Annotated in this window: 17 protein-coding genes; 7 read left to right on the top strand and 10 right to left on the bottom strand. The window is 64.8% G+C overall.

Annotation, left to right across the window (positions count from 1 at the left end; genetic code table 11):
• Position 1 precedes the first annotated feature (1 nt).
• From ACY34H_RS17280 to ACY34H_RS17290, 3 genes are all read left to right on the top strand, one after another.
• A complete protein-coding gene (locus ACY34H_RS17280; protein ID WP_464978706.1) occupies positions 2-1,363 on the top strand; it encodes an HlyD family type I secretion periplasmic adaptor subunit in 1,362 nt (453 codons plus the stop codon).
• Position 1,364: 1 nt separating this feature from the next.
• Positions 1,365-2,726, top strand: coding sequence for a TolC family outer membrane protein (locus tag ACY34H_RS17285; RefSeq protein ID WP_464978707.1), 1,362 nt, complete (start codon positions 1,365-1,367; stop codon positions 2,724-2,726).
• 73 nt (positions 2,727-2,799) lie between these two features.
• Positions 2,800-3,894: an acyltransferase family protein gene (locus ACY34H_RS17290; RefSeq protein WP_464978708.1), complete on the top strand. Its 1,095-nt coding sequence runs from the start codon at positions 2,800-2,802 to the stop codon at positions 3,892-3,894.
• Between the two features lie 74 nt (positions 3,895-3,968).
• Here the strand turns inward: ACY34H_RS17290 and ACY34H_RS17295 are convergent, their stop codons facing one another.
• Positions 3,969-4,877, bottom strand: a complete 909-nt coding sequence (locus tag ACY34H_RS17295) for a sulfurtransferase (RefSeq protein ID WP_464978709.1) — start codon at positions 4,875-4,877, stop codon at positions 3,969-3,971.
• Between the two features lie 87 nt (positions 4,878-4,964).
• Positions 4,965-5,537 carry a PEP-CTERM sorting domain-containing protein gene (locus ACY34H_RS17300; protein WP_464978710.1) on the bottom strand — a complete coding sequence of 191 codons (573 nt, stop codon included), beginning with the start codon at positions 5,535-5,537 and terminating at the stop codon, positions 4,965-4,967.
• 233 nt (positions 5,538-5,770) lie between these two features.
• On the opposite strand from ACY34H_RS17300, the gene dnaE reads away from it, so the two are divergent.
• Positions 5,771-9,331 carry a DNA polymerase III subunit alpha gene (dnaE, locus tag ACY34H_RS17305; protein ID WP_464978711.1) on the top strand — a complete coding sequence of 1,187 codons (3,561 nt, stop codon included), beginning with the start codon at positions 5,771-5,773 and terminating at the stop codon, positions 9,329-9,331.
• Positions 9,332-9,445: 114 nt separating this feature from the next.
• Here dnaE and ACY34H_RS17310 read toward each other — a convergent pair whose 3' ends face one another.
• The 3 genes from ACY34H_RS17310 to ACY34H_RS17320 form a co-directional block, all read right to left on the bottom strand.
• Positions 9,446-10,483, bottom strand: coding sequence for a glycosyltransferase family 4 protein (locus ACY34H_RS17310; RefSeq protein ID WP_464978712.1), 1,038 nt, complete (start codon positions 10,481-10,483; stop codon positions 9,446-9,448).
• Positions 10,484-10,660: 177 nt separating this feature from the next.
• Positions 10,661-10,891, bottom strand: coding sequence for a DUF6139 family protein (locus ACY34H_RS17315; protein ID WP_464978713.1), 231 nt, complete (start codon positions 10,889-10,891; stop codon positions 10,661-10,663).
• A 184-nt stretch (positions 10,892-11,075) separates the two neighbouring features.
• On the bottom strand, positions 11,076-11,924 hold the full coding sequence (locus tag ACY34H_RS17320) for a glycosyltransferase family 2 protein (protein ID WP_464978714.1): 849 nt from the start codon (positions 11,922-11,924) through the stop codon (positions 11,076-11,078).
• A 28-nt stretch (positions 11,925-11,952) separates the two neighbouring features.
• Between ACY34H_RS17320 and ACY34H_RS17325 the strand changes: the two genes are divergently transcribed.
• Both ACY34H_RS17325 and waaF read left to right on the top strand, forming a co-directional pair.
• Positions 11,953-13,227 carry an O-antigen ligase family protein gene (locus tag ACY34H_RS17325; protein ID WP_464978715.1) on the top strand — a complete coding sequence of 425 codons (1,275 nt, stop codon included), beginning with the start codon at positions 11,953-11,955 and terminating at the stop codon, positions 13,225-13,227.
• A complete protein-coding gene (gene waaF / locus ACY34H_RS17330) occupies positions 13,228-14,280 on the top strand; it encodes a lipopolysaccharide heptosyltransferase II (protein WP_464978716.1) in 1,053 nt (350 codons plus the stop codon).
• Positions 14,281-14,352: 72 nt separating this feature from the next.
• Here waaF and ACY34H_RS17335 read toward each other — a convergent pair whose 3' ends face one another.
• From ACY34H_RS17335 to ACY34H_RS17345, 3 genes are all read right to left on the bottom strand, one after another.
• On the bottom strand, positions 14,353-15,369 hold the full coding sequence (locus ACY34H_RS17335; protein ID WP_464978717.1) for a hypothetical protein: 1,017 nt from the start codon (positions 15,367-15,369) through the stop codon (positions 14,353-14,355).
• A 178-nt stretch (positions 15,370-15,547) separates the two neighbouring features.
• On the bottom strand, positions 15,548-16,885 hold the full coding sequence (dctA, locus tag ACY34H_RS17340) for a C4-dicarboxylate transporter DctA (protein WP_464978718.1): 1,338 nt from the start codon (positions 16,883-16,885) through the stop codon (positions 15,548-15,550).
• 156 nt (positions 16,886-17,041) lie between these two features.
• Positions 17,042-18,208: a mandelate racemase/muconate lactonizing enzyme family protein gene (locus ACY34H_RS17345; RefSeq protein ID WP_464978719.1), complete on the bottom strand. Its 1,167-nt coding sequence runs from the start codon at positions 18,206-18,208 to the stop codon at positions 17,042-17,044.
• Positions 18,209-18,327: 119 nt separating this feature from the next.
• Here ACY34H_RS17345 and ACY34H_RS17350 point away from each other — a divergent pair, with 119 nt between their 5' ends.
• Complete coding sequence (locus ACY34H_RS17350; RefSeq protein WP_464978720.1) at positions 18,328-19,293, top strand: LysR family transcriptional regulator; 966 nt, start codon at positions 18,328-18,330, stop codon at positions 19,291-19,293.
• 38 nt (positions 19,294-19,331) lie between these two features.
• Here ACY34H_RS17350 and rng read toward each other — a convergent pair whose 3' ends face one another.
• Together rng and ACY34H_RS17360 are read right to left on the bottom strand one after the other, a co-directional pair.
• Positions 19,332-20,795: a ribonuclease G gene (rng, locus tag ACY34H_RS17355; RefSeq protein ID WP_464978721.1), complete on the bottom strand. Its 1,464-nt coding sequence runs from the start codon at positions 20,793-20,795 to the stop codon at positions 19,332-19,334.
• Positions 20,792-21,412 (bottom strand): Maf family protein, encoded by a 621-nt coding sequence (locus ACY34H_RS17360; RefSeq protein WP_464978722.1) that lies wholly within the window; start codon positions 21,410-21,412, stop codon positions 20,792-20,794. The genes rng and ACY34H_RS17360 overlap by 4 nt, the downstream gene beginning before the upstream one ends.
• Position 21,413 lies beyond the last annotated feature (1 nt).

The following is a 21,413-nucleotide window of genomic DNA, read 5'->3' on the forward strand; positions in this document are numbered from 1 at the left end:
TATGTCGAATATCGTCAAGGCGCCGCAGGGCGCAGCCGACGTCGTCAGCCACGACGTTTCGCCGATCACCGTCGAGACCGACGACCGTGCCTATGCCCGCCTGGGCTGGTTCATCGTGCTTGCCGGCGTGATCGGGTTCCTGATCTGGGCCTTCACGGCACCGCTGGACAAGGGTGTTCCGATGTCCGGCTTCGTGGCGGCCGAAGGCAACCGCAAGGCGATCCAATTGCAGGCCGGCGGCACCGTGCACGAGATCCTCGTGCGCGATGGCGACGTGGTCAAGGCCGGGCAGGTGCTGGTGCGGATGAACGACGTGCAGGTGAAGTCCGCCGCCGCCGTCACGCGCACGCAGTACTTCACGGCGCGCGCCGCCGAGGCGCGCCTGCTGGCCGAACTGCGCAACGAAAAATCCGTGCCGTTCCCCGCCGCGCTGGAGCAATACCGCAACGATCCCGAAGTGCAGCAGGCCGTGTCGCTGCAGGGCCAGCTGATGACGTCGCGCCAGATGGCGCTGCAGAACGAGCTTGGCGCACTGCAGGAAAATATCGAGGGCCTGAACGCGCAGATCAAGGGCGTGGACGAGTCGCGCATCGCCAAGAAGGCGCAGCTGGACATCCTGAAGGAACAGCTGGACAACTCGCGCGACCTGGCCAAGGAAGGCTATATTCCGCGCACCCGCCTGCTGGACCTGGAGCGTACCTATGCGCAGATCAGTGGCGCGATCTCGGAAGACATCGGCAATATCGCGCGTTCGAAGCGCCAGGTGCTGGAACTGAACCTGCGCCGCGCCCAGCGCCTGCAGGAATACCAGCGCGAGGTGCGCACCCAGCTTTCGGACGTGCAGAAGGAAGCCGAAGGCCTGCAGGCGCGCCTGCTGGCGCATGCGTATGAAGTGGAAAACGTCGAGGTCAGGTCGCCGGTGGACGGCATCGTCGTCGGCACCAGCATCTTCACCAAGGGCGCGGTCGTCACGCCTGGCATGAAGATGATGGAAATCGTGCCGGCGGGCGAAGCGCTGATCGTGGAAGGCGACCTGCCGGTCAACATGGTCGACCGCGTGCACCCCGGCATGCCGACGGAGCTGATCTTCTCGGCCTTCAACATCAACAAGACGCCGCATATCCCGGGCACGCTGATCCACGTGGCGGCCGACCGCACGGTCGACGAGAGGTCCGGCAACGCCTTCTACAAGGTCAAGGCGAAGGTGTCGCCGGAAGGCGCGAAGCTGATCGCCCACCAGAAGCTGGAAATCGTGCCGGGCATGCCGGTGGAACTGTTCGTGAAGACGGGCGAGCGCACGATGATGAGCTACCTGATGAAGCCCGTCATGGACCGTGCCCATTCGGCGATGTCGGAGGAGTGACGTGACGAAGCCTACAAGCAAGAAAATCCGCCGGACCTCCATGCTGCGCCGCCTGCCCATGCTGCTGGGCGCGGCCCTTCTGCTGCACGGCGGCGCGGCATCGGCGCTGGGCCTGATGCAGGCCTACCAGGCGGCGTTGCAGAACGACCCCGCGTTCCACGCGGCTTACTACGCGGCCGAAGGCGGCAAGGAATACAGGGTGATCGGCCGCTCCGCCCTGCTGCCGAGCGTTTCCGCAAGCCTCAGCGGCAGCAAGTCGCATACGGTGACGACGTTCCCCGGCAGTGTGCAGCCGGAGCGCGACCAGCACTATATCGCCCGCTCGAAAGTGCTGCAGGTGCGCCAGCCACTGGTCAGCCTCGACGCGCTGGCCCGCTACAAGCAGGGCAAGGCGCAGAGCGAGTACAGCGCGGCGCAATTCGACAGCCAGCAGCAGGAAGTGATCGTACGCGTGGCCGCCGCCTACTTCGAAGTGCTGTTCCAGCAGGAGCAGCTGGCACTGGTGCAGGTGGAGCGCGACATGTACCTGGAACAGCGCAAGGTCAACGACCTGCTGTTCACGAAGGGCGAGGGCACCCGGACCGACGCGATCGAAACCCAGTCGCGGCTCGACCTGGCCGAGGCGCAGGTGCTGGAAGGGCAAGACAACGTGATCAACGCAAAGACCACGCTGGCCGGCATCATCGGCGGCGAGGTCGGCGAGCTCGATCCGTTGCGGCCGGGCTTCCGCGTGGCGCCCACCGACACCCAGGGCTTCGACGAGTGGAAGCGCATGGCGATGGAAAACAACCCGGACATCAAGACGCTGCAGTACGGGATCGAGATCGCGCGCCAGGAATTCAACAAGGCGCGCGCCGGCCATACGCCGCGGCTCGATATCGTGGGTACCTACCAGAAGAGCGAATCGGACACCTACAACACGATCAACCAGAACATCGATTCCCATGCGATCGGCTTCCAGCTGAATATTCCGCTGTACAACGGCGGCGCCGTCAGCGCGCAGGCGCGGCAGGCCGCGGCCAACAAGAGCAAGGCCGAGGAAGACCTGCAAAGCCAGATCGACAAGACGCTGACCGCGCTGCGCAAGGACTACAACACGATGGCCAGCAGCGTGCGGCGCATCGATGCGCTGGTGAAGGCGGTCGATTCGGCCAACCTCCTCATCAAGGCCACCGAGCAAAGCATCAAGGGCGGGGTGCGCATCAACCTCGACCTGCTGAACGCCAAGCGCCAGCTGTACACGGCGCAGCGCGACCTGGCGCAGGCGCGCTACGGCTACCTGCAGGCATCGCTGCGCATGCGCGCCGCGGCCGGCGTGCTGTCGGCGGAAGACTTGCGCATGGTGGCGGCGTACTTCGACTGAAAAGAGCAGGGCAGGGGCGGTGCGGGCGCGCGAATCGTCGTTATAATCGCGGCTATTTGCGCGCGCCGCCCCGATGAAATCGCTCAACCTGCCGTATAACCCGCGGATCGACCAGTTGCGCTGGCTGGCCGTCACGCTGGTCTTCCTGTTCCACTTCTATCTCGAGTATCGCGGGCTGGGCGGCCGCGAGATCGCCACGCCGTGGGCCGGGTTGGTCACGCAGGGGCACACCGGCGTGGCGCTGTTCTTCGCGCTGTCCGGCTTCCTGTTCATGCAGATCGCGCTGTACCAGCGGCAGATCGACTATGGCGCATTCCTGCGCAACCGCTGCCTGCGCATCCTGCCGCTGTTCCTGACGATCTTCGTGCTGGCCACGTCGATCGGCCGCGACAAGTTCGCACCGCAAGACCTGCTGTACGTGCTGGCCACGAACCTGGGGCTGGCGCCCACGTCCTATACGCCGGTGACCGGCGCGGCGTGGAGCATCTCGGTCGAATTCACCTTCTATCTCGTGTTCCCGTTCCTGGCGCGCTTCACGCTGGAGCAGGGTGCGCGCTACCTGTGGCAATTGCTGGCGCTGATGGCGTTCTTCAAGCTGGCCGCGTTCCATGTCAACGAGAAGAGCACGCTGATGTATTTCAGCACGCTGGTGGGGCGCTTCGACCAGTTCCTGATCGGCATGCTGGCAGCGCTGCTGGTCGCCCGGCACGGCGCCGCGCTGCAGCGGCACGCACTGTGGCTGCTGCCGTTGTCGGCCGCGATCGTGGTCTGCAACAGCGCGCTGCAAACGCGCTACGGCGCGTTCGAGCCGTATACCCATAAAACGTTCTGGATCTGGTGGTCGATGCTGGAAGCGGCCGGCTGGAGCGCGGTGATCGTTGCCTGGGTATCGTTCCGGCGCCCGCTGCCGCGCTTGATCGAGCGAACGCTGGACCACGGCGGCAAGATCAGCTTCTCGTTCTACCTGCTGCACATGGGCGTGCTGCACCTGCTGTCGCGCACCTTCGGCCTGCCCGATTTCACCGGCCAGCATCGCTGGAACGTGCTCATCGCGCTGGTCGCCACGTATGCCGCCACCTGGGCCATTTCCGCGCTGTCCTACAACGCCATCGAAGAACCCTTCCTGCGCCTGCGCCGCAGCTACGGCGCCAAGAACAAGCAAGACTAAAAACAGGGGACGGACCCCTGTTTCCTGGCAATTTTCCTGGAAACAGGGGTACGTCCCCAGTTTTGCTGTTTGCCTCAGCCGGCGGTGGTGCCGTGGCAGTGCGGGCAGGAGACGCCGTACACGTATTCCGGCGCCAGTTGCTGGCGCGGGGTGACGATGGCGCGGCAGGCGAAGCATTGCACGGTTTCCGTGGGCTGCAGCTGCGGATTGAGCGCGGTGCGGTAGTCGAAAACGAAGCAGTCGCCCGTGTAGTGGGCGCCGCCCACGTCCTCGAAATATTTCAGGATGCCGCCTTCGAGCTGGTAGACGTTGTCGTAGCCGATGTTCTGCATGTGGATCGCCGCCTTCTCGCAGCGGATGCCGCCGGTGCAGAACGTGACCACGGTCTTGCCCTCGAAATCGGCCTTGTGCTCCTCGATCACCTGCGGGAATTCGGTGAATTTCCTGATGCGATAGTCGACGGTGTTGTCGAAGGTGCCGACATCCACTTCGAAATCGTTGCGGGTGTCGACCATCACCACCGGCTTGCCATGGTCGTCATGGCCCTGGTCCAGCCAGCGCTTCAGGGTCCGCGCATCGACGAACGGCGCGCGGCCTTCTTCCGGCTTGATCAGCGGCATGCGCATCGTGATGATCTCGGCCTTGATCTTCACCAGCATGCGTTTGTGGGACTGCTCGGCGGACAGGCTTTCCTTCACTTCCAGGTCGGCCAGGCGCGCATCGGCACGCACCCAGGCCAGGTAAGCGTCGATGTTTGCGCGCGTGCCGGACAGGAACATGTTGATGCCTTCCGGCGTCAGCAGGATCGTGCCCTTCAGGCCGAGGCGCTGCGTGATTTCCTGGTATTGCGGCCGCAGTTCTTCGAGGTTATCGAGCGTGATGAACTTGTAGGCGGCGATATTGACGAAAACGTCGGCGGCGGGCGCCGAATGTGACGATACGGCGCCGGCCTGGACGGGGGCGCCGAGAGTGCTAGCTTGCATATGGAATCAGGGTCGGAATAGCGGAACAGCCGACATTATAAGCGTATCGGCTGCCAATCCCCGGCGTTGACGCGGCTTCCCGCCCGTTTATGCAACGGTGCCGGCGCGGCGCCTGCGCCCGGCGAGCAGTGCCGCCAGGCCGGCGCCGGCCAGCAGCAGCGACGTCGGCTCGGGAACGGCCTGCTGCTGCTCCTCCTGGCGCAGCGACCAGTTCGCATAAGTGATGAGTGCCGAATTGGCACTGTTGCCGAATCCGATATACGGTGCGATCACATCCAGGTACTGGGTTGCCGTGTTGGTGAATGCGGCTCCCGTCACGGAAATGAAGCCGATGTCGAACGCGGTCACCACGGAGCAGGAGAGCGGGTTCGAGCACCCGTTGGTCCGGGCTGGCGAGGTGTCGTACACGCCCTGGAAGACCAGCCGGTTCAGGGCGTCGGATGCGGCCCAGCTGTCGTCGTACGAATCGAACATCAGCTGGTCGGCCGCCTGGCGCGTGTCCGAGAACAGCACATCGTATTGCTGGCCGCCCACCTCGACGCCCTTGGCACCCATCAGTATGCCGTTCTGCACCAGCAGGATCGGACTTGCCCAGGCAGCGGCCTGCACGCCCAGGAGCAGGGCACCGTGCAGCAGCATATTTTTGACAATGGTTCCCACGATTGCTCCTGTAGAGGAATTCAGTAACTGGTACGCTCGAGCGTAGAAAAGCAAGCTTGGTGCCAGATCGATAATTTTGAGGAAAATCAACACGATGGTTGAGCTCGATCAAATGCTCGGCCAGAAAATGTAAAGTTTCTCGACAACTGCTCGACAGTGCGTCGTTGGCCGGCCGCACCTCAACGGCGGTAAAATAGCGCCTTCGCCGCACGAACCACCGCCCAATCGATCCCATGAGCACCGAAGTCCTAGACCAGTCCGCAGACCAGCCCGTTATCCAGCCAGACGAACCCGCCGCGCCGCCCGGGCCCGATTTCGTCCACCTGCGGGTGCACTCGGAATATTCGATCGTCGATGGCCTGGTGCGCATCGACGACCTGGTCAAGGCGGCCGTCAAGGACAAACAGGGGGCGCTGGCGGTGACCGACCTGTCGAACCTGTTCGGCATGGTCAAGTTCTACAAGAGCGCGCGCGGCAAGGGTATCAAGCCGGTGATCGGCTGCGATGTGTGGATCACCAACGACGACAACCGCGAAAAACCCTGCCGCCTGCTGCTGCTGGCGAAAAACCGGGTGGGCTACCTGCAGCTGTGCGAACTGCTGTCGATGGCCTGGCTGACCAACCAGTACAAGGGGCGGGCCGAGCTGCGCACCGAGTGGCTGCAGGCGCTGAAGGACCAGACGTATGACGTGATGCCCGGCGAGAGCGGTGCCAACGGGCTGATCGCGCTGTCCGGCGCGCAGTTCGGCGACATCGGCAGCGCGATCGACAACGGCAACCTGGAGCTGGCCGAGAAAAACGCGCAGAAGTGGTCGGCCATCTTCCCGGGGCATTTCTACATCGAGATCCAGCGTGCCGGCCAGCCGAACCAGGAGGCGCAGGTGCGCCAGTCGGTGGCGCTGGCCGCCAGGCTGCGCCTGCCGGTGGTGGCGACGCACCCGGTGCAGTTCATGTCCGAGCAGGAGTTCATCGCGCACGAGGCGCGCATCTGTATCGCCGAAGGCGAAATGATCGCCAATGCAAAGCGGCCGAAGCGCTTCAACGAGCAGATGCGCTTCCTGACGCAGCAGGAGATGGCGATCCTGTTCGAGGATTTGCCGGCCGCATTGCAGAACTCCGTGGAAATCGCCAAGCGCTGCAATGTGACGCTCACGCTGGGCAAGCCGCAGCTGCCGAACTTCCCCACGCCGGGCATGACGATCGACGAATTCCTCATCGCCGAAACAAAAAAGGGGCTGGAAGAGCGCCTGCTGCAGCTGTTCCCCGACCCGGCGGTGCGCGAAAAGAACCGCCAGCGCTACGAGGAGCGGCTGGAGTTCGAGAACAAGACGATCATCAACATGAAGTTCCCGGGCTACTTCCTGATCGTGGCCGAGTTCATCCAGTGGGGCAAGAACAACGGCGTGCCGATCGGCCCGGGCCGCGGCTCGGGCGCGGGCTCGCTGGTGGCATACGCGCTGAAGATCACCGACCTCGATCCGCTGAAGTACAACCTGCTGTTCGAGCGCTTCCTGAATCCGGAACGGGTCTCGATGCCCGACTTCGACATCGACTTCTGTCAGGAAAAGCGCGAGCTGGTGATCCAGCACGTCAAGGACCTGTACGGCCGCGACGCCGTGTCGCAGATCGCCACCTTCGGTACGATGGCGGCGAAGGGCGCGATCCGCGACGTCGGCCGCGTGCTCGATTTCGGCTACAACTTCTGCGACGGCATCTCGAAGCTGATCCCGTTCAAGCCGGGCAAGCCGGTGTCGATCGCCGAGGCGATCGAGGAAGAACCGCTGCTGAAGGAACGCCTCGAGAACGAAGAAGAGGTGCGCCAGTTGCTGGACCTGGCGCAGCAGGTCGAAGGCATTACCCGCGGCATCGGCATGCACGCCGGCGGCGTGCTGATCGCGCCGGGCAAGCTGACCGATTTCTGCCCGCTGTACACGCAGTCCGGCGATTCGGGCGTGGTGTCGCAGTACGACAAGGACGACGTGGAAGCCGTGGGCCTGGTGAAGTTCGACTTCCTGGGCCTGACCACGCTGACGATCCTCGACCGCGCGGTGAACTACATCCGCGAGCTCGATCCGGCGATGCAGGACTTCAACCTGGAGACGCTGCCGCTGGACGACCGTGCCTCGTACGACCTGCTGACCAAGGCCAAGACGGTGGCCGTGTTCCAGCTGGAGTCGCGCGGCATGCAGGGCATGCTGAAGGATGCGCGGCCCGACCGCTTCGAGGACATCATCGCGCTGGTGGCGCTGTACCGCCCGGGCCCGATGGACCTGATCCCCGACTTCTGCAAGCGCAAGCACGGCGAGAAGTTCGAATATCCGGACCCGCGCACCGAGGGCATCCTGTCCGAGACCTACGGCATCATGGTCTACCAGGAGCAGGTGATGCAGATGGCGCAGATCATCGGCGGCTACTCGCTGGGCGGCGCCGACATGCTGCGCCGCGCCATGGGCAAGAAGAAGGCCGAGGAAATGGCCGAGCACCGCGAGATCTTCCGCAAGGGTGCCGGCGAGCGCGGGCTGACCACCGAGAAGGCCGACGAGATCTTCGACCTGATGGAGAAGTTCGCCGGCTACGGTTTCAACAAATCGCACGCCGCCGCCTACGCACTGCTGTCGTATCACACCGCGTACCTGAAGCAGCACCATACGGCCGCGTTCATGGCGGCCAACATGTCGCTGACGATGGACGACACCGAAAAGGTCAAGATCCTCGTCGAGGATTCGATCGAGGTGTGCGGCCTGACGATCCTGCCGCCGGACATCAACCTGTCGGCCTACCGCTTCCGTCCGGACGGCCCGCCGCCGTCCGTCACCGGCAAGAAGGTCACCAACATCCGCTACGGCCTGGGTGGCGTGAAGGGCGCCGGCCAGAACGCGATCGAGGCGATCATCGCCGCGCGCGAGGCCGATGGCCCGTTCAAGAGCCTGTTCGATTTCTGCAAGCGGGTGGACAAGCGCCAGATCAACCGCCGCACCATCGAGGCGCTGATCCGCTCGGGCGCGTTCGACTGTTTCGGCGTCGACCGTTCGGTGCTGTTCGCATCGGTGGCCTTCGCGATGGAATGCGCCGAGCAGGAGCTGAAGGCGGCCAACCAGGTGAGCCTGTTCGGCGGCGACGACAGCGACCTGGTCGCCCCGCCGGAATACGTACAGGCCACGCCGTGGACCGACCGCCAGAAGCTGGCCGAGGAAAAGATCGCGCTGGGCTTTTATTTGTCCGGCCACATGTTCGACTCGTATGCGGCCGAAGCGCGGCGCTTTGCCCGCACCAAGCTGTCGGAACTGGAGCCGTCGCGCGAGCCGCGCATGATGTGCGGCGTGATCACCGGCATCCGCACGCAGATGACGCAGCGCGGCAAGATCCTCATCGTCAGCCTGGACGACAAGAGCGCCGTGGTGGAAGTGACCGTGTACAACGAGATCTTCGAGGCCAACAAGAAGGCCTTCAAGGAAGACGAATTCCTGGCCGTGACCGGCAAGGTGTCGGAAGACCGCTTCACCGGCGGCCTGCGCATCTCGGCCGAGAAGGTCTACGACATCGTCGCCGCGCGCCTGCAGTTCGGCCGCCAGATGGGCTGGCTGCTGCCGGCCGCCGTGGCACCCGCGAAACTCCACGAAGTGCTGGCACCGCACCGTGACGACTACGGCCTGCCGGTGCAGATGCGCATCAAGCCGCAGGGCATCGACTGCACGCTGCAACTGGGCGACAACTGGCACGTGTTGCCCTCCGACGAACTCACGCTGGCGCTGGAACAGGTGCTGGGCGCGAAGGAGGTGGCGGTCGAATACTAAAAACAGGAGCAAAAAATTAGGGACGGACCCTGTTTTTCAGGAAATTTCCTAGAAAACAGGCGGTCCGGCGTTCCGGTCTGTCCCTATTTGTTGGTCCCTATTTGTTGTCCCTATTTATTTGCTGCGCGGGGCGCGCACGGCGGCGACGAGGTTGCGCACGAAGGCCTTCATGTCGAACCGGTCGTCGAACGCATGCAGCGCCCGGTCGGCCATTTGCGCCGTGTACGGCGCATCGTCCAGCAGCTGCAGGATGGCGGCCCGCATCGCGGCGGCGTCGCCCTGCGGCACGAGCAATGCCTCGTTGCCGTCGCTGACATAATCCTCCACCGTCAGCGTGCGCGTGATCACGGTGGCCTTGTTGAAGGCCATTGCCTGCAGCAGCACCATCTGGCCGGCCGAGATGTCGGCCACGCCCAGCGGCACCACCACGAAGCGCGCGTTCTTCAGCTGTTCGACATAGTCGCCGTCGTAGCAGTTGCGCAGCACGTTCACGTTGGGCGGAATGGCCAGCCCGGCAAGCGGCTTGTCGTTGTCGCACACCACGTGCAGGTCGATCGGCAGGCCGGCCATCGCGGCGAACAGCGTGCCGTAGTCGCGGCCGGATCTGCCGGCGGTGAGAATGTACGGTGAGGCCGATGCTTCCGGCAATTCCTCGCGGCCGTAGATGTGGGTGCCGTGCGGGATGTAGAACACCTCGGTGCGGCCGTTCGCGAACAGCTCGCTGTAGCGCTCGCGCTCCTTCTTTGAATGGCAGATGACCTTGTCGACGAACGACATCACGAAGCGGAAGTAGAGCAGGCGCAGCCGGTTCAACAGCGGATGCTGGCGCGGCGTGAGGATGAAGCCCAGCAGCACGATCTGCGTGCGGCGCGAGAACAGGGCGCGCAGCGGCGCGAAGATCAGCACTTCGATGTCCGAGCCCAGTACCACCGCCTCCGGATGCGTGCGGCTGGTGATCAGCGAACGGATCGCGGCGCGCAGCGCGAACCAGGCCAGTTTCGGCCAGCCGACCAGCAGCAGCTTGAGCCGCGAGCGATAGCGGAAGCGCACGTCGTCCGCGAACAGCCGGTAGTCGACGCCGAGTTCCTTCAGGCCGAGGGCGAACGGCGAACGCGTGCCGTCCTTCGTGTAGGTGGGGAAGAAATGGATCACGGCGGCCCTGTCGCGGTTGGAGTTAACAAAGAGGCATTACCAATCTGTTAATTGTACCCCGTGCAAACCGCGTGTGAACGCTGGCGCGGCGCGCGGCGCCATCCAGTGTTGCGCCGACGCAGGGCGGATAACCAACCACGGCATCCGGCGGTGCCGGCGCCGCCGCCCATGGGCTCTCTACATGTCTTTCAGGCCGGTAATCGCATAGCCCTTGGTGCCGATCTGTTCAGGCAGACGTTCGATGTGGAAGTCCGGCAGGGTGTCGGCGTCGTCGTCGACTTCCAGCGCCTTGGCTTGCGGTTCCCAGTCGGTGTTGATCGCTTCCTGCGGGATCGGCTTCCCTTCCGGCACGGCCAGATAGGAAAAAATGCCATCGTGTTCGGGTCGTCGGTAGATGTCCAGGCGCATTGCGGTTCCTCCTCGTTGGGTTGCTTGAGTTGCTACATACGGTGAGTGCCTAGCTTGGCAGTACCTGCGTGCAAGCTCAGTTCGGTACCGCACAAGCCGTCAGCAATCGATTGTACTCCGCGCCCGCCGGGCCGCCGTTCCGGATGGGAATGCGCGCCGGCGTGCGCCGGAATGCGCAAATCGCCTACCTGGCCGGCGCCTTGTCCAGCGTGGCGGCCAGTTCGTGCAGGCCGGCGGTCGCCAGCATGGTGCCGTCGGTGGCGCGCTGCAGCACCACCTGGCGGTTCGAGCTTTCCTGGTCGCGCTGGTTCTCGCGGTGCCACAGGTGATAGACCTCGGTGGCGAATGCGCCATCCTTGCGCAGCACGCCGGCATTGAACAGCCGTACCACCAGGTCGGAATCCTCGTGGCCCCAGCCCGTAAAGCTCTCGTCGAAGCCGTTCACGCGATCCAGGTCGCTGCGCCACACGGCCAGGTTGCAGCTCTTGATGCGCCGCCAGCTGAACTTGCGCCGTTCGCGGCCCGCGTCCGGCAATACCAGCACCGTTTGCAGGAATTTGTTGAAATCGCCTGCCATCCTGAGTCGCAGGCGCTCGAGCGTGCCCAGCCGGTGCAGGTCGATATGCGCATCGAGCAGCGTGCGGGTGTACCGCTCCGACAGCAGCACGCGGCTGCCGGAGACGAGGAATCCCGGGCGCGCGAGCTTGCGGTGCTGCGACACGAAGTTCTTTTCGGGGATGCAGTCGCCGTCCAGGAACACGATGTAGTCGCCGCTGGCGGCCAGCGTGCCCAGGTTGCGCACGCGCGCCGCGCGGAAGCCTTCGTCGGGCTGCCATACGTGCCGCAGCGGCACCGGGGCGCGCCGGCGCAGCGCTTCCACGCAGTCCCGCGTGTTGTTCGTGGAGCCGTCATCAGCGATAATGATTTCGAAATGCGGGTCATCCTGTGCAAAGCAGGCTTCGATCACGGCCGCCAGCGCATCCGGGCGGTTATAGGTCGTGACAATGACAGAGATTTTTGACGCTGGTTGCATGAAGTCGGCGCGCCCCACAAGAACATTGATGAATAAAAATATTGCCAGGCAAGCCGACGACGTTACCCCTGTAGCCGCTGTTTCCTCTGTTGCCGCAGTTACCGTCCAATGCCTGGTCTTCCTCCTGCCTTTCCTGACCCTGATCACCAATGCCGGCGTAGGCCTGTGCAGCTTTGGCTTCCTGCTGGCGGCGATCTGGTGCCACAGGCAGGGCCTGCCGGAGTTCCGGCGACATCTTAACGACATCCGCGGCGTTTTGACAGCTTTCGCCGCGGCCTGCCTGTTCGTCGGCCTGTCCGTGCTGCTGCATGGCGATATCTACCTGCGCAACTGGGAAAAACCTGTGCGCATGCTGCTCGCCGTCACCGCGCTCATTGCCGTGCTCGCTTGCCGGCCCAGCCGCAAGGCCCTGTGGTGGGGCCTGATCGGCGGTGCCGTGGGCGGCGCCTGCCTGGTCGGCTACCAGCGCTGGATACTGCATATCGACCGGCCCGGCGGGTTGATGAATGCGATCACGTTCGGCGACATCGTACTGTGCATGGGCCTGATGTGCCTGGCCGCGGTGCTCGATTTCCGCGGCCGGCAACGCCTCTGGCCGGCACTGGGCGTGGTGGCCGGCCTGGTCGGCACCCTGGCCACCGGCACGCGCGGCGGCTGGGTGGCGATCGTTTTCGCGGCGCTGCTGTTCCTCAAGTATGGCCACTACCTGCGCGGCCGCTTCGCCAAGGGCGCCGCCTCGCTGGTGGCGGTGCTGATGATCGGCGCCTACTTCGTGCCGCAGACGGGCATGAGCGAACGGCTGGAACAGGGCGTCAGCGACGTGCAGACCTATTTCACCGGCGGCAGCGCCTTTACCAACGTGGGGGTGCGGCTGGAATTGTGGAAGGGCGCCGCACTGCTGGCGGCGCGCGATCCGTGGATGCCGAGCGGCCAGGAACAGGTCCATGCGGAGCTCGGTGAACTGGTGGCCGCCGGCACGCTGCAGCCGTTCGTGCTGGAAGCCGAGCATTTCCATAACGATGCACTGCAGGCGCTCGTGTTCGGCGGCGTACTGGGCCTGTTTTGCTGGTTCGGCACGCTGCTGCTGCCGTTCCTGTTCTTCCTGCGCATGCTGCACTCGCACGAATCGGCGCCGCCGGCGCTGGTGTCGTCGGCGCTGGCCGGACTGCTTCTCGTGCTGAGCTATTTCAGCTTCGGCCTGACGGAAGTGATCTTCTGGTCCATGCGCAGCGCGATGTTCTATGCGCTGATGCTGTTCGTGCTGATGGCCCTGTGCCTGAATGCCCGTGAAGGAAAGCAGTAAATGTCCCCGAATTTGCCACGTATTCTCGTTATCTCCCCCAACTGGATCGGCGACGCCGTGATGGCGCAACCGCTGTTGCAGCGGCTGCGCGCCTTGCACCCGGACTGGCCGATCGACGTGCTGGCGCCGCCCGCCGTAGCCCCGGTCTGGCGGCAGATGCGCGAAGTCGACGAGGTGCTGCAGACGCCATTCCGCCATGGCCCGCTGCAGTTGCGCGAGCGCTGGCGCTACGCGCGCCTGCTGAAGGCGCGCGGCTATGCCGAAGCCTATGTGCTGCCGAATACGCTGAAATATGCGCTGATTCCATGGCTCGCCGGCATCCGGCGCCGGGTCGGGTACAAGGGCGAGAGCCGTTATGGCCTGATCAACGTGATGCACCATGACGAGGTGCCGCCCCGGCCGATGGTGCCGTTCTACGCGGCACTGGCCAACGCGCCGGATGCGCCGCTGGCGCCCGCACCGAAACCGGCGCTGCAGGTGACGCCGGAACAGGTGGCCGCCGCCTGCGCGAAGGCCGGCCTGGCGCCGGAGCGCCCGCTGGTGGTGTTCGCCCCGGGTGCCGAGTTCGGTTCGGCCAAGCGCTGGCCGCCGGCCCATTTCGCCGCGCTGGCGCAGGCCATCGTGGCGCAGGTGCCGCGCGCGCAGGTGGCACTGCTGGGCTCGCCAAAAGACCGTCCTGTGTGCGAGGAGATCCTGGCCGCCGTCGCCGGCACGCCTGCCGCGAAGGCGGTGCTGAACATCGCCGGCCAGACCAGCCTGGCGGAAGCGGTGGCGCTGATCGGCCACAGCGATGCCGTCGTCAGCAACGATTCCGGCCTGCTGCACGTGGCATCGAGCCTGGACCGCCCGGTCGTGGCGATCTACGGCCCCACCGATCCGGACCACGCGCCGCCGTTCTCGACCGTGGCGGCGGCGCTGTCGCTGCGGCTCGACTGTTCGCCGTGCCGGCAGCGCGAGTGCCCGCTGGGCCACCACGACTGCATGCGCAAGCTCGACGCCGGCACCGTCTGGCGCACCTTGCAGCCGATGCTGCCGGCGGCCGTCACGGCCTGAAGGCAGGGCGGGAGCCCGCCGGCGCAGCCGGCCAAGGCGGCACGGCGATGCCGCCGGCACGCCGGGTGCGACTCAGTCGAGCAGGGTCAGCTGAAGTTCCCAGGGCCAGATCAGGCGCCTGCCCACCGCTTCCTTTTGCATCACGATGGCGGCCGACAGGCTGTCGTCGATGCAGGCGCTCAGCTCTTCCACGCGCGCCAGGATCTCGCCGCGCTTGCCGGGGTCGGTTTCCCACAGCAGCGCCTCCCAGCATGCCGCGATCGACGCCCGCTCGATCATCACTTCCGGATGATGGAACAGCCAGCGCACGAACGGCGTGCAATCGCTGCGCTCATGCCAGAGCAGGCCATACATCTGCATGTACTCGCGCGCGGCCTGCGGCATGGTCGTGTCGTCCGGGTGCCAGGCGACGTGCGGAGCGGGGTCCGGATTGCCGCCGAGAATTTCGGCGATGTAGGGATTGGTGACGAAACCGCGGCGCAGCGCGGTGGCGGCGGCCACGAAGCGGCGCGCAGTCAAGTGGCCCAGCGCCAGTTCGTACCAGTATGGCGGATACGTTTCGGCATGTTCCACCAGCACGTCGACGGCCCGGTCCGTCTGGCCGGCGCGCAGCAGTTCCGAGCCCCACAGATAGCGCACTCCCTGGTTGTCGGTCGGGTTGCGCAGCAGCATCTGCTCAATCAGCGCGGCGGCGTCCTTGTGGCGGCGCAGGCCCATATAGCCGAGTACGGCCACATGCATCAGCCGCAGGTACGCACGATTGTCGATGTTGAGCCATTCGATGCGTCCGGCGAAGCCTGCGGGAATTTGCCGGTTGGCCACGGCCAGGCCCGCCAGCGCGGCGTCGAGCGCTTCTTCCGGCTTGCCCTGGCGATGCCAGTAAAAGGCGATCTGCGTCTGCGCATCGATGAAGTCCGGCGCCTGGGCCAGCAGCTCCTGCAGCGCCGCCAGGTACCCGGCGTCGCTCAGCTGGCCGGTTTCATGGCCGTCGAGGATGGCGTTGAACTGGCCAAGCAAGGGGCCGTACTTGTCTTCTGTATAGCCGAATTCGCCCGATTCGGCATCGATTGCTTCGAATTCCAGTGGCATGTCATGCGGAGAACTTTGTTGGTAACAATGCATGATAACAGCAAGAATCGCGTATCCATCCGGTAGGGTATTACTTGTGGAGCGGAAACTTGGAAGGCGCCGTCCGGGCGCTGCCGCCACCGCGTGAAGCCCGGAATGCAGACCAGCGCGCAAATGGGCGATGCCGCGCGCCCGGCGATCACTTGTGCATCCTGGCGACCGGAGCAAGCGGTTCCAGTACCGCGGCGGGCTGCTCGTCGGCGAAGGCCGCACCGCGGTCAAGGACGGCCCTGGCCTGCTGCATGTCGATGGCTTTTTCCCAGCGCGCCACCACGACCGTGGCGACGCCGTTGCCCACCAGGTTCGTCACCGCACGGGCTTCGTTCAGGAAGCGGTCGACACCCAGCAGCAGCACCAGCCCTTCGACAGGAATCTTGTGCATCGAGGCCAGAGTGGCCGCCAGTGCCACGAAGCCGGCGCCGGCCACCCCGGCCGAGCCCTTCGAGGTGAACAGCAGCACGCCCAGCAGCACCAACTGGTCCCACAGCGTCAGGTCGATGTTCATGGCCTGGGCGATGAAGATCGACGCCATCGTCAGGTAGATCGCCGTGCCGTCGGCATTGAATGCATAGCCGGTCGGCAGCACCAGGCCGACGACCGGCTTGGGAATGCCCAGTTTTTCCAGCTTGACGAGCATCTGCGGCAGGACCGCCTCGGTCGATGCGGTGCCGAGCGTGACCAGCAGCTCATCCTTGATGTAGCGCATGAACTTGAACAGCGACAGCCCGCAGACCCGCATGATGAAGCCCAGTACCAGCACGATGAATACGGCTGACGTCAGGTAGAGGCAGAGGATCAGCTGGCCAAACGACGCCAGCGTGCCGATGCCGTACTTCCCCACGGTGAAGGCCATGCCGCCGAAGGCACCCAGCGGCGCCACGTACATGGCGATGCGCACGACACCGAACATGCCTTGCAGGAACTGGTCGAGCATGTCGACAAAGGGTTCGACCGGCTTGCCGGCACGGGCCAGCGCAATGGCGAACAGCAGCGAGAAGAAAATGATCGGCAGCATTTCGCCGGCGGCGAAGGCGCCCACCACGCTGTTCGGCACCATGTTCAGGATGAAATCGAACGTGCCGCCCTGCTGTTCCGCTCTCCTGGCGTACGTTTCAACCGATGAACCGTCGATATGCGCGGGGTCGATGTTCATGCCGGCGCCGGGCTGGAAAACGTTGACGACGACGAGGCCGATAGCCAGCGCGAGCGTGGAAGCGATCTCGAAATACAGGACGGCCTTCAGGCCGACGCGGCCGGCTTCGTGGACATTGTTCATGCGGGCGATGCCGACCACGATGGAGGCGAAGATGATCGGTGCCAGCAGCATCTTGATCAGCTTGATGAAGAGGTCGCCCAGCGGTTTCAGCTGGGCTCCCAGGTCCGGCATGAAATGGCCCAGCGCAATGCCGGCGGCAATGGCAATCAGGACCTGGACATAGAGCTTGGAGAGGGATGTTCCGATGAAGGTGGATCGCATGGCTGTCTCCTGTTGCGAATAATCCGAACTTCCGATGGACAGGCGTGGCCGTGGCAACCGCGGGGGCTGCCGCGCTGCGCACTGTCCTGTCGATTGAACTGCTGGCGGACCGCGCCTCTTCTTTGGAGGCGTTACCGGTCGGCCGGTCGCGCAGGCTTAAGCCGACAGCTTCTGCATCTCCGCGAAGAGGTCCGCCTTGCCTTCGAAACCGATGCCGGGCAGGTCCGGCATGGTGATGTAGCCGTTATCGACCTGCACGCCATCCGGGAAGCCGCCGTAGGGCTGGAACAGGTCGGGGTAGGATTCGTTGCCGCCCAGCCCCAGGCCGGCCGCGATGTTCAGCGACATCTGGTGGCCGCCGTGCGGGATGCAGCGGCTCGGCGACCAGCCGTGCTCGCGCAGCATGTCGAGCGTGCGCAGGTACTCCACCAGGCCGTACGACAGGGCGCAGTCGAACTGCAGCCAGTCGCGGTCGGCGCGCATGCCGCCGTAGCGGATCAGGTTGCGCGCATCCTGCATCGAGAACAGGTCTTCGCCGGTCGCCATCGGGTTCTTGTAGTAATTGCGCAGGGTTGCCTGCAGCTCGAAGTCCAGCGGATCGCCCGGTTCCTCGTACCAGAACAGGTCGTACTGCGACAGGGCCTTGGCATACTGGATCGCCGTGTCGAGGTCGAAGCGGCCGTTGGCGTCCACCGCCAGTTTCTGGCCATCGCCCAGCACGGAAAGGATCGAATCGATGCGGCGCAGGTCTTCGTCCAGCGAGGCGCCGCCGATCTTTTTCTTGACGACGGTGTAGCCGCGGTCGATGTAGCTGCGCATCTCGTCCTTCAGCTTGCCGTGGTCCTGGCCCGGGTAGTAATAGCCGCCGGCGGCATACACGAAGATCTTGCGGTTCGCCCTGCCGTCGCCGTAGCGGTCGGCCAGCAGCTGGAACAGCGGCTTGCCTTCGATCTTGGCCACGGCATCCCAGATCGCCATGTCGATGGTGCCGATCGCCACCGAGCGTTCGCCGTGGCCGCCCGGCTTCTCGTTGGTGAACATGCAGTTCCAGATTTTGTGCGGATCGAGGTTGGTGCCGGCGTCGTCGACCAGCGACGCGGGATCGGCTTCCAGGATGCGGGGGATGAAGCGTTCGCGCATCAGCTTGCCCTGGCCATAGCGGCCGTTCGAGTTGAAGCCGTAGCCGATCACCGGCTTGCCATCGCGCACGACGTCGGTGACCACGGCGACCAGGCTCAGCGTCATCTTGCTGAAGTCGATGTACGCATTGCGGATCGGCGAGCTGATGGGAACGGTTTTTTCGCGGATTTCTACGATTTTCATGACGGGGTCTCCTGATGGCGCCGCACCGGCAAGGGCACGGCAGGGGGGTGGAAGACCGTAGATTAATCGCGCCAGGCCAGCCTATAATTCACCTGGAATGAATTCAAAAATGAATCCAAGTGAAGAATGATGTAACGTCGGACATGCAGTTCTTTGTCCTGGTGGCGCGCCTGGGCAGCCTTGCCGCGGCCGCGCGCGCCATCGACCTGACGCCGCCGGCGGCCACCAGGCGGCTGGCGCTGCTCGAGAGCCGCCTCGGCGTGCGCCTGGTAAACCGTACGACGCGCAGCATCAGCCTGACCAGCGAGGGCGAGACCTACCTGGAGCATGCGACGCGCATCCTGGCGGAGGTGCGGGAGATGGAGGAAGTCGTGTCGCAGGGCCGCGCCACACCGCGCGGCCTGCTGCGCGTGAACGCGACGCTGGGCTTCGGCCGCACGGCGATCGCCCCGCTGGTGTCGGCATTCGCCGTGCGCTACCCGGATGTGGAAGTGCTGGTCGAGGTGACCGACAAGCCGATCGACCTGGTCGACAGCGGCTTCGATCTCGCGATACGCTTCGGCATGCTGCCGGACAAGCGGCTCAATGCGCGCCGCATCCTGTCCAACCGGCGCTTCCTGTGCGCGTCGCCGGCTTACCTGGAACGCCATGGAACGCCTGCCACGCTGGCCGACCTGGCCAGCCATCGCTGCATCATCCACCGGCAGAACGACGATGCCTACGGCATCTGGCGCTTCATCCATCACCAGCACAGCGAAGTGATCAAGGTTCACGGCATGCTGTCCAGTAACGATGGCGACATCGTCCTGGGCTGGGCGCTGGACGGGCACGGCATCCTGATCCGCTCCGAATGGGACCTGGCGAAGTATCTCGACAGCGGACGGCTGCGGGTGGTCCTGCCCGAATTCGCGCTGCCGGCGGCGGACCTGTACGTCTACTACCCGGACCGCCGCAACCTGCCGTTGCGGGCAAGGGTATTCATCGATTTCCTGGCCGAGCATTTTGAATCGGCAAGCGATGGCCGGAACGGCAGTATCCGGGAGCACATCAAGCCGAAAAAACGGCCACGCAATGCGCAGCCGTGAGTGAAGGATCCGAGGTGCCGGGCGCGATGGCCGCCGGCTTACATCAAAATCACGTCGTACTGCTCCTGGTGATACGAGGTCTCCACCTGCAGCGAAATCTTCTTGCCGATGAAATCGCCCAGCATGGCGAGATGCTGCGATTCCTCTTCCAGGAACAGGTCGACCACTTCCTGCGAGGCGAGGATGCGGAATTCGCGCGGGTTGAACTGCTTGGCTTCGCGCAGCAGTTCGCGCAGGATCTCGTAGCAGATCGTGCGCGAAGTTTTTACTTGCCCCTTGCCGCTGCAGGCGGGGCAGGGCTCGCACAGGATGTGGGCCAGCGATTCGCGGGTGCGCTTCCTCGTCATCTCGACCAGGCCCAGTGCCGAGAAGCTGCTGACCGAGACCTTGGTGCGGTCGCGCGCCAGGGCCTTCTTCAGTTCCGCCAGCACGGCGCTGCGGTGCTCGGCGTTTTCCATGTCGATGAAATCGAGGATGATGATGCCGCCCAGGTTGCGCAGCCGCAGCTGGCGCGCGATCGCGTGCGCCGCTTCCAGGTTGGTCTTGAAGATCGTGTCGGCGAAATTGCGCCCGCCGACGTAGCCGCCGGTGTTGACGTCGATCGTCGTCATGGCCTCGGTCTGGTCGACGATCAGGTAGCCACCCGATTTCAGGTCCACGCGCCGGCCCAGCGCGCGCTGGATTTCCTCTTCCACGCCATACAGGTCGAACAGCGGCCGTTCGCCCGTGTAATGGTGCATGCGCGGCAGCACGCTGGGCGTGTAGGTCTTGCCGAATTCGGTGAGGCTGACGAAGTTCTCGCGCGAGTCGACCTGGATCGTGGCTGTTTCGTCGTGCACGAAGTCGCGCAGCACGCGCTGGGCCAGCGAGAGGTCCTGGTGCAGCAGGGAGGTGGGCGGCCGCGTGCGCGCGCCATGCGTGATCGCGGCCCAGGTCTTGCGCAGGTATTCGATATCGGCGGCCAGGTCGCCGTCGCCGGCATCCTCGGCCTGCGTGCGCACGATGTAGCCGCCTTTCTCTTCCTTGGGCAGCAGGCCCTGCATGCGCGTGCGCAGCGCTTCGCGTTCGCTTTCCTTCTCGATCTTCTGCGAGATGCCGATGTGCGAATCCTGCGGCAGGTAGACCAGCATGCGGCCGGCGATCGAGATCTGCGTCGACAGGCGCGCGCCCTTGGTGCCGATCGGGTCCTTGATCACCTGTACCGTCAGCACCTGGCCGTCGAACAGCAGCTTTTCGATCGGCGTCGGCGTGGTATTGGTGCCGTCGTGCGGGCGTGCTTCCCAGATGTCGGCCACGTGCAGGAAGGCGGCCCGCTCCAGGCCGATGTCGATGAACGCCGATTGCATGCCGGGCAGCACGCGCACCACCTTGCCCGAATAGACGTTGCCGGCCAGGCCGCGCGTCAGCGTGCGCTCGATGTGCAGTTCCTGCACGGCGCCCTGCAGCACGAGGGCAACGCGGGTTTCCTGCGGCGTGATGTTGATGAGGATGTCTTCGCTCATGGCAGCCTCAGGCCGGCACGGCGCAGCAGGTCCGCCGTTTCGAACAGCGGCAGGCCCATGACGCCGGAATGGCTGCCATCGATATGTTCGATGAACATCGCCGCCAGGCCCTGGATGCCGTAGCCGCCGGCCTTGTCATAAGGTTCGCTGGTGGCGCAGTAAGCCTGGATATCGCTCTCCTTCAGCGCCGCGAAGCGCACCTGCGACACCTGCGTGAAGCTGTCCGAAAAATCGTGGGTGCGCACCGCCACGGTGGTCAGCACCTGGTGCGTGCGGCCCGACAGCTGGCGCAGCATCGCCTGCGCCTCGTCCTTGCCGGCCGGCTTGCCGAGGATGGCGCCATCGATCGCCACCGTGGTATCGGCCGTCAGCACGGGGCGCGGCCGCAGGTGGCGGCGGCGCGACAGGTCGTATGCGAAATCGGCCTTCTCGTTCGCCACGCGGCGCACATAGACATCGGCCGGCTCGTCCGGCAGCACTTCCTCCGTCACGTCGGCGCCGCGCGGGCCATCGCTGCGCAGCAGCAGCAATTCGAAATCGACGCCGATCTGGCGCAGCAGTTCGCGGCGGCGCGGGCTTTTCGACGCCAGGTAGATTTTTCGTTCGACCGGTTTCATC

Source organism: Pseudoduganella sp. jia 9 (genome assembly GCF_055502615.1).

Excerpts from the sequence above, each read along its gene's own strand:
- ACY34H_RS17345 (WP_464978719.1), bottom strand. The coding sequence starts at position 18,208 with ATGAAAATCGTAGAAATCCGCGAAAAAACCGTTCCCATCAGCTCGCCG.
- ACY34H_RS17360 (WP_464978722.1), bottom strand. The coding sequence starts at position 21,412 with ATGAAACCGGTCGAACGAAAAATCTACCTGGCGTCGAAAAGCCCGCGC.
- ACY34H_RS17290 (WP_464978708.1), top strand. The coding sequence starts at position 2,800 with ATGAAATCGCTCAACCTGCCGTATAACCCGCGGATCGACCAGTTGCGC.
- ACY34H_RS17320 (WP_464978714.1), bottom strand. The coding sequence starts at position 11,924 with ATGCAACCAGCGTCAAAAATCTCTGTCATTGTCACGACCTATAACCGC.
- ACY34H_RS17280 (WP_464978706.1), top strand. The coding sequence starts at position 2 with ATGTCGAATATCGTCAAGGCGCCGCAGGGCGCAGCCGACGTCGTCAGC.
- ACY34H_RS17325 (WP_464978715.1), top strand. The coding sequence starts at position 11,953 with ATGAATAAAAATATTGCCAGGCAAGCCGACGACGTTACCCCTGTAGCC.
- ACY34H_RS17315 (WP_464978713.1), bottom strand. The coding sequence starts at position 10,891 with ATGCGCCTGGACATCTACCGACGACCCGAACACGATGGCATTTTTTCC.
- ACY34H_RS17295 (WP_464978709.1), bottom strand. The coding sequence starts at position 4,877 with ATGCAAGCTAGCACTCTCGGCGCCCCCGTCCAGGCCGGCGCCGTATCG.
- waaF (WP_464978716.1), top strand. The coding sequence starts at position 13,228 with ATGTCCCCGAATTTGCCACGTATTCTCGTTATCTCCCCCAACTGGATC.
- rng (WP_464978721.1), bottom strand. The coding sequence starts at position 20,795 with ATGAGCGAAGACATCCTCATCAACATCACGCCGCAGGAAACCCGCGTT.
- ACY34H_RS17335 (WP_464978717.1), bottom strand. The coding sequence starts at position 15,369 with ATGCCACTGGAATTCGAAGCAATCGATGCCGAATCGGGCGAATTCGGC.
- dctA (WP_464978718.1), bottom strand. The coding sequence starts at position 16,885 with ATGCGATCCACCTTCATCGGAACATCCCTCTCCAAGCTCTATGTCCAG.
- dnaE (WP_464978711.1), top strand. The coding sequence starts at position 5,771 with ATGAGCACCGAAGTCCTAGACCAGTCCGCAGACCAGCCCGTTATCCAG.